General features: G+C 68.4%; 6 protein-coding genes and 1 pseudogene. All 7 read right to left on the bottom strand.

All coding sequences use genetic code 11. The features are described from left to right. Window positions 1-153 precede the first annotated feature (153 nt). Window positions 154-489: a ferredoxin gene (gene fdxA, locus IU459_RS30170; protein ID WP_195132986.1), complete on the bottom strand. Its 336-nt coding sequence runs from the start codon at window positions 487-489 to the stop codon at window positions 154-156. Window positions 490-499: 10 nt separating this feature from the next. Further along, the gene (locus IU459_RS30165) at window positions 500-1,270 is read right to left on the bottom strand and encodes an ABC transporter ATP-binding protein (protein WP_195132996.1); all 771 of its coding nucleotides are present in this window, start codon (window positions 1,268-1,270) and stop codon (window positions 500-502) included. Window positions 1,271-1,353: 83 nt separating this feature from the next. Continuing rightward, the gene (locus IU459_RS30160; protein ID WP_195132985.1) at window positions 1,354-2,226 is read right to left on the bottom strand and encodes an ABC transporter permease; all 873 of its coding nucleotides are present in this window, start codon (window positions 2,224-2,226) and stop codon (window positions 1,354-1,356) included. Window positions 2,227-2,257: 31 nt separating this feature from the next. Then, a complete protein-coding gene (locus tag IU459_RS30155) occupies window positions 2,258-3,673 on the bottom strand; it encodes an ABC transporter substrate-binding protein (protein WP_228838720.1) in 1,416 nt (471 codons plus the stop codon). Between the two features lie 37 nt (window positions 3,674-3,710). After that, window positions 3,711-3,938, bottom strand: coding sequence for a 4Fe-4S dicluster domain-containing protein (locus tag IU459_RS30150; RefSeq protein WP_195132983.1), 228 nt, complete (start codon window positions 3,936-3,938; stop codon window positions 3,711-3,713). Further along, window positions 3,938-6,603: pseudogene (locus IU459_RS30145) on the bottom strand (fumarate reductase/succinate dehydrogenase flavoprotein subunit). The gene IU459_RS30150 and the pseudogene IU459_RS30145 overlap by 1 nt, the downstream one beginning before the upstream one ends. A 12-nt stretch (window positions 6,604-6,615) precedes the next feature. After that, entirely contained in the window at window positions 6,616-7,428 is an 813-nt protein-coding gene (locus IU459_RS30140; protein ID WP_195132982.1) for a GntR family transcriptional regulator, read from the bottom strand. Window positions 7,429-7,472: the final 44 nt, after the last annotated feature.

Here is a 7,472-nt window from a genome sequence, read left to right as displayed (position 1 = left end):
GCATGCGCTCGAACAGGTCGATACCGACCTCGGCATCGCTGGGAGCGGAGCCTGCGGAGCGACCCGGCAACGCCTTCATCAACGCGTCGGCGGCGTAGATCCCGGCCGGTCCGGCGCCCACGATCGCCACGCGAAGTGGACGTTTCGCCCCTGTCATTTCGTGAACGCCTGCACGAAGGGGGTGTCCACGCCCAGCTCACCGGCTTTGGCCGCGCTGCCGGGAGACCCCAGGGCCTCGGTGCGCCCCGGCAGCGGTTCGGCGAAGAACCGGGCGTTCTCCGCGACGAACTGCCGCTGGTCGCTGGGCATGTCGGTGTCGAGGTAGATCGCCTCGACCGGGCAGACCGGTTCGCACGCGCCACAATCCACGCATTCGGTCGGCTGGATGTAGGCCATGCGGCCACCGACGTAGATGCAGTCCACCGGGCACTCCTCCACACAGGCCCGGTCCATGATGTCGACGCAGGGCGCGCCGATGACGAAGGTCATGGTCTGCTCCTCACTTGTGCGGACTTGCCGTGGTGGCCACGCCGACGGGCTCGTCGGTCAGGTCCGTCTCGCCGAGCGCGGCCAGAATCTCGTAGCGCCTGCGGGCGAATTCGGGTTCGAACCGGGCACCCGGCGCCCGCGGGTTGTCGATGGTGACGACGCGCTGGATGCGTGCCGGGCGTGGTGTCAGCAGCACGACCCGGTCTGCGAGCAGCAGCGCCTCGTCGACGTCGTGGGTGACGAACAGGATGGTGGTCTTGTTCCGCTGCCACACCGAGATCAGCAGCCGTTGCATGTCGGCGCGGGTCTGCGCGTCCAGCGCGCCGAACGGCTCGTCCATCAACAGCACGCGCGGTTGCGCGGCCAAGGTGCGAGCCAGCTGCACCCGCTGGCGCATGCCGCCGGACAATGCGCCGGGGAGGTGATCGCCGAATCCGTTCAGCCCCACCTGGTCCAGCAGCTCGAGCGCCTCCGCGCGGCGCGCCTTGCGCGGCACCCCACGCAGCCGCAAGGCGAACTCCACGTTCTTGCGCGCAGTGCGCCACGGCAGGAGCGCATCCTCCTGGAACACCATCGCGCACTGCACCCCGGCCGCGCCGACGGACTGCCCAGCCACCTCCGCGGTTCCACCCACCGGCTCGAGCAGACCCGCCATCGCGCGCAGGATCGTCGACTTGCCGCATCCGGAAGGTCCGAGCAGCACCACGATCTCGCCGGGATCGACCTCCAGGTCGACCTCCGCGGCGATGCTGTCACCGTAGGCGATCCGTAGCCCGTGCATCCGCACGTCGGCCCCGCCGCTGATGACGCCACCTCGCCGACGCTCGGCTATGTTGTGGTCTGCTGTGGCGATCGTTCGCTCGCTCATCGGACCGACCTCGGCAGCCAGCGGTTCACCCGGCGACCGGCCAGCTCGACCAGCCACGCCGTCGCCCAGCCGAGCATGCCGATCGACAGCATGCCGACCACGACGCTCGCATAGTCGAGCAGCCCGTAGGCCTGCCAGGTGAAGTAGCCGATCCCGAACTGACCGGAGATCATCTCGGCACTGATGACGCAGATCCAGGCCACACCCATGGCCACGGACAGTCCGGAGAAGATGCCGGGCAGGGCGCCGGGAAGCGCGATCCGGAACAGGATTTCCCAGCGCCGGGCGCCGAGCGTGCGTGCGGCCTCCTCCCAGACTTTCGGCAGTGCGTGCATCGCGTGGATGGTGCTGACCGCCACCGGGAAGAAGGCGGCGAAGAAGGTGATGAACACGATGCCCTGCTCGCCGGTGGGGAACAGCAGAATCGCCAAGGGCACCAACGCGATAGCCGGAATCGGCCGGAACACCTCGAGCACCGGGCGCACCAGTGCGCTGACCAGCCGCGACCGACCGATGGCCATACCGGCCAGCACACCGCTGACGGTGGCCAGCCCGAAGCCGACCATGATGCGCCGGGTGCTGGACAGGATGTTGCCGTAGTAGGCGGCGGTACCGAACTGCGTGCGGAAGGAGTCGAAAACCTCCGCTGGGGTCGGGATCTTGTCGAATCGGAGCCAGAACACCACCTGATTGGCGGTGAGCAGGTACCAGAGCAGCACCAGGGCCGCCAGCGGCGCCGCGGTGAGCAGCGCGGCGCGCAATCGGCGCGGCAGGCGCATCGGCACCGGACGCGCATCGGTCCGTTCGGTTGCTTCGGACTCGGGAATCGTTGTCTGGATCACGGGAATCGGTTCCGCGGATACCGTCATGTCGAGCCTCCTGGTCTCGATCGGGAAATGGCTAGCGCGCCTGCAACGCTGAGGCGTAGTCGAGAATCGAGCTGCCTGGGTGGCTGTTCACATAGGCCCTCGCGTCCGCATCGACCGCGAACGGGAGCAGCCGGTCGTCGGGTCCGGCGGCCGGATCACTCACCCAGCTGGCGGTTGTGGCGAAGATGCGCGTGCCGGTCACGGCGTCGGGCACGTAGGCCATCCGGACCGCACCGCCGTGCTGGGCGATCTGGCGCAGCAGGCAGGTCGGTGTCCGGTTGGTCATCGTGCTGTCCTGCCCTTTGAACCACACCTCGGACGCGGTGGCCGGGTTGTTCACGCCGCCGCCGCACACCGTATCGGTGCCGGTCAGCGGACTCGGCGCAGTGGTGCTCGCGCGCTGCGCCTCGTAGTCGCCGCCGTAGAGCGCGCGCACGTACTTGTCGTCGATGAAGTCGTCCAGGTTCAGATCGGCGACAGCGCCGAGCCCTTTGAGAAAGGGAAGCAGTTTCGCGAGGGCGTCGACAAGGGGCTGTTTGATGGTCTGGTCGAAACTCACCAACCCATTGGGGCCGTTGTAGAGATAGACCACCTCCGCCGGAATGCCCGTGAGTTCCGCGACGCGCTGGGCTGCCCCGAGCGGATGCTGGTTGAGGTAGTCGGCGGTTTCGCGCTGGGCGGCGAGGAACGCGGTGACGATGTCCGGATTGCGCTCCCCGAACCGTTCGTTCGCGACGACGGCGTGGAACGTCGGGATGCCAGCGCTGCCACCGTCGTAGAGCAATCGTGCCTTGCCGTCGAAGACGAGCTTTTGCGGCCACGGGACGAACTGGGCCAGTGCCGCCGCCTGGTCACCCTGCAAGGCGGACGCACCGACGGCCGGGTCCTGGCCGAGCAGTTTCACGTCCTCGATCGTCATCCCGGCGCCGGACAGCCCGGTGACCAACATGCCGTGCGCGGCGGAACCCACGCTGGTCGAGACGACCTTGCCCCGCAGGTCGCTCAAGATCGCGGCAGGGGAATCCCGCGGCACGACAACTTGATTCAGTGAACCGCGCAGATTGTAGCCGGTCACCGAGATCAGTTCGGTCTTCACATCCGGGTGTTCACGGGTCTTCGATCCGTTCACCAGGATCGGCGCATCGCCCATCGACCCGATGTCCACCTGGCCGGCCAGCATCTGCGCGGTCAGCGGTGGCCCGGACGCGAAATCCTTCCACTCGACCCGGTAGCTGACGCCTTTGGCCTTGCCGAGTTCGGCGAGCTTCGCCTCGAACGTGCCGCGATCACGCAGCAGTGTGCCCGCGGTGACGGTGTTGATGGTCTTGGATTGGTAGCCGATGTTCACGGTGACGGTGTTGCCGTCGTCGGCCGCGCCGCAGCCCGCGACCAGGGTCGCGGCGGTGGCGATCGCCAGTATCAGTGTCGCGGTGTGCCGTGCGGTCATGCGTGGTGCCCTCATCTCGTCGCTCTCCCGTCCGGTATCAGCGCAGCAAGTACGGGATGTTGACGGTCACTGCCCCGACCGGGCAGCGCGCGGCGCACGGTCCGCAGTACCAGCATTCGTCGACGTGCATGTACGCCTTCCCGGTACCGGGGTGGATCGCGAGCGAGTCCAGCGGGCACATGTCGACGCACAGCGTGCAGCCGTCGATACATTTCTGCTCGTCGACGGTGACCGGCACGTCGATCCGAGTGTTGACCTGGGCCATCAGTGTTCCTTCCGAGAGTTGGCAATGCCGATGCGGGCGAAGGCGCGGACATCGGCGTCCGGGTCTTCCAGTGCGGTCTGGAGGGCGGCGGTGACCTCGGGGTATTCCGCGATCCGTTCGGCGAGGGCGCGAACGGCCGCCTTGCGGACATCGAGGTTGTCGTCGGTGACCGCGGCGATGAGGTGCGGCGCGGCGTATTCGGGGTCGGCGGCCGACAACGCGATCGCCGCGCCCTGGCGCACCTGCCAGGCGGGGTCGGTGATCGCCGCCGCGGCGACGGAGGCGGCGGCGTCGCCGCAGCCGGTCTGCGCAAGCCCCGTCAATGCGGCCGCGCGAACCAGCGCCACGGCGTCCTCCGCCAACCCGATCAGCGTCGCGGCTCCCCGTGGATCACTTACCGCCGCAACGCCTTTCGCCACCGCAATCCGGACCAGCGGGTCCGGATCCGCCGCCGCGGCGGCCAGCTCGTCGAGCGCGTCGACGGATGTCAAGCCGCTCACGACGGTGCGGCGCACCTCGACGTTCGAGTCGGCGAGCCAGATGGACAGTTCGGCCGCGCCGGTCCGGCGATGCCGCCAGAGCGCTTCGATCGCCGCCGAACGCACCGCGGGCTCATCCGCGGTTACGCAGGTGCGCAACGCCGCGTCGAACTCCGGACCCGCGACGAGCACCTCGAGCAGTTCGGTCAGCAGGCCGATCGCGGCGTGCCGGACGGTCACGTCCGGGTCGCTCAGCCCGGCCGCGACGAGCGGGGAGGACTCGGTCCACTCCTCGGTGGTCTCGCTGAGCACCGACAGGGCGGCCCGGCGTACTTCGGGATCGGCGTCGGTGAGGAACGGGCGCAGTTCGTCGAGCTCTGGACATTCCTCGGCCAGATCCATCAGCTCGAGCAGCCGCGCGCTCATCGCGCACCCCATGCGCCGACCAGTTCCGGCGCGGCGACGTCAGCGACCCCATCGGGACGGATGAAGCCGGGCACGGGAACGATGTACGGCGCCACCGGCCGCGTCCTGAACTGCATGTCGCCGGTTTCCCCGCGGAACAGATTGAGGTGGCAGAACCATTCGGCGTCGTCGCGTTCCGGCCGGTCGGAGCGCTGGTGATAGAGGCCCCAGCGGCTTTCGGTGCGCCGCAATGACGCCCGAGCGGCCATCTCCGCGCAGTCCCGGATGAACGTGACTTCGGCGCAGCGCATGAGTTCGTGCGGGGTGTGGCCGCCCATCTGCGCGATATCGGCGTGCATCCGCTCGAACGCCTCCAGTCCGAGGGTCAGATAGCTCTGTGTCTTGGGCGGCTGGAGATAGTCGTTCACGAAACGACGCAGCTTGTACTCGACCTGCTGCTGCGGCGGTCCGTCCGGATTGTTCAGTGGACGGTAGATCAGCTCGTGCGCGGCTTCGATCTGATCCTCCGGGAGCGCGGGCCGGGCCGCGCCGCGCGCGTAGTCGCTGGCGTTCTCGCCTGCGATATCGCCGTAGACGAAGGCGCCGATCATGTAGTTGTGCGGCACCAGCGCCATGTCGCCCGCGGCGTACAGGCCGGGCACGGTCGTCGCGGCGTGCTCGTCGACCCACACGCCGGAGGCGGAATGCCCACTGCACAAACCGATTTCGGAGATGTGCATCTCGATGTCACGGCTGCGGTAGTCGGTGCCGCGACCGGCATGGAAGGTGCCGCGCGTCGGCCGCTCGGTGGTGTGCAGAATGCCTTCGATCTGGCGGATGGTGGCGTCGGGCAGGTGGCTGAGCTTGAGGTAGATCGGTCCGCGCGCGCTGTCGAGTTCTCGCTTGACCTCCGCCATCATCTGGCCGGACCAATAGTCGCAGTCGACGAAGCGGTTGCCCTCGGCGTTGACCTGGTAGCCGCCGAACGGATTGGCGACATACGCGCAGGCCGGGCCGTTGTAATCCTTGATCAGCGGGTTGATCTGGAAGCATTCGATGCCCGACAGCTCGGCGCCCGCATGGTAGGCCATCGCGTAGCCGTCGCCCGCGTTCGTCGGGTTCTCGTAGGTGCCGTAGAGGTAGCCGCTGGCGGGCAGGCCGAGGCGGCCGCATGCGCCGGTGGCCAGGATCACCGCTCCCGCCGAGATCGTGACGAAGTCCCCGGTGCGCGTGTCGAATCCGACTGCACCGACAGCGCGCCCGGCGACCGTGAGTACCCGCACGGGCATCACCCGATTGCTGATCGTCACTTTCGCCCGGACGTCCCTGGCGCGCAGCGTGCGGTAGAGCACCTTCTTCACGTCCCGGCCCTCCGGCATGGGCAGCACGTAGCTGCCGGACCGGTGCACCTTGCGGACCGCGTACTCGCCGTGCTCGTCCTTCTCGAACTTGACCCCGTAGCCCTCCAGCCGCTGCACCATCTCGAAACCGCGGGTCGCGGTCTGATACACGGTGCGCTGGTTGACGATTCCGTCGTTGGCGATGGTGATGTCGGCGACATAGTCCTCCGGACTCGCCTTGCCGGGCACGACGGCGTTGTTGACGCCGTCCATGCCCATCGCCAGCGCACCCGAATGCCGGACATGGGCCTTTTCCAGCAACAGGACGCTCGCGCCGTGCCGCGCGGCGGTGAGCGCGGCCATCGTTCCCGCGGTGCCGCCGCCGACGACGAGCACATCGCAACTCAGTTCCGTGCGTTGTGCGACCGGTGGGATTTGCATGGTCATCTCGGGTCAGCCCCTTTCGTTCGGTCCGGCCGCACCGCGGTTCGGCGTGACCGGCGTGCGGTGCAGGCGGCCCGACAGCGAGAAACGGTCACCGCGGTAGCGGACGTACTCGAGGTCGATGGGCCTGCCGGAATCGGTGTAGGTGAGGCGCTCCAGGAACAGCAGCGGTGATCCCGGCCGCACCTCGAGCAGTCCCGCCACAGTCGGATCGGCGGCGACCGCCTCGATCGAGACGGCGGCGGCGCCGAGCGGCAGTCCGAGTTCGGCTTCCAGCAGGCCGAAAACGTCGCAACCGGTCAGATCCAGCTCCAGCAGCGGCGCGCCGACGTCGGCGGTGAGATAGCTGGCGTCCAGCGACAGCGGTGCGCCGTCGAGATAGCGGATTCGCTCCAGGACGACCACCGGCGTGGCCGGTTCCAGTTCCAGCCGTTCGGCGACGATGGGCGTCGCGGGCACCACCTCCGCGAGCAGGACCCGGTTCACCACCCGGTCGCTGCCGGTCTCGAAGGTTTCGGCGAGGCCACGCAGCCGGTCGAGACCCTGGACCGCCTTGTCCGCGACGACAAAGGTGCCCGCACCTGGAACCCGGTCCACGAGTCCCTCGTCGCGCAGCAGCGCGAGCGCGTCACGCACGATGTTGCGGCTGGTGTCGAAGTCCGCGGCCAGCTGTGCTTCGGACGGCAGTGGCCGGTTGCCGTACACGCCGCTGCGGATTCGTGCCCGCAGGATGTCCCTGATCCGGCGGGCGGGAGCGGTGCGCCGCGTGGTCCCCAGATCTCGGTTGCCGGGCGGGTGGCCCTGGTACGTCCTGGCTGTCATGCGGCAAATGCTGGAAACAGATCGTTACGTGCGACGTTTCGCGC

This window comes from Nocardia amamiensis (assembly GCF_015477605.1).
Lineage (GTDB): Bacteria > Actinomycetota > Actinomycetes > Mycobacteriales > Mycobacteriaceae > Nocardia > Nocardia amamiensis_A.
The sequence above is the reverse complement of the archived record's forward strand: the minus strand, read 5'-3'. Positions and strand labels throughout refer to the sequence as shown.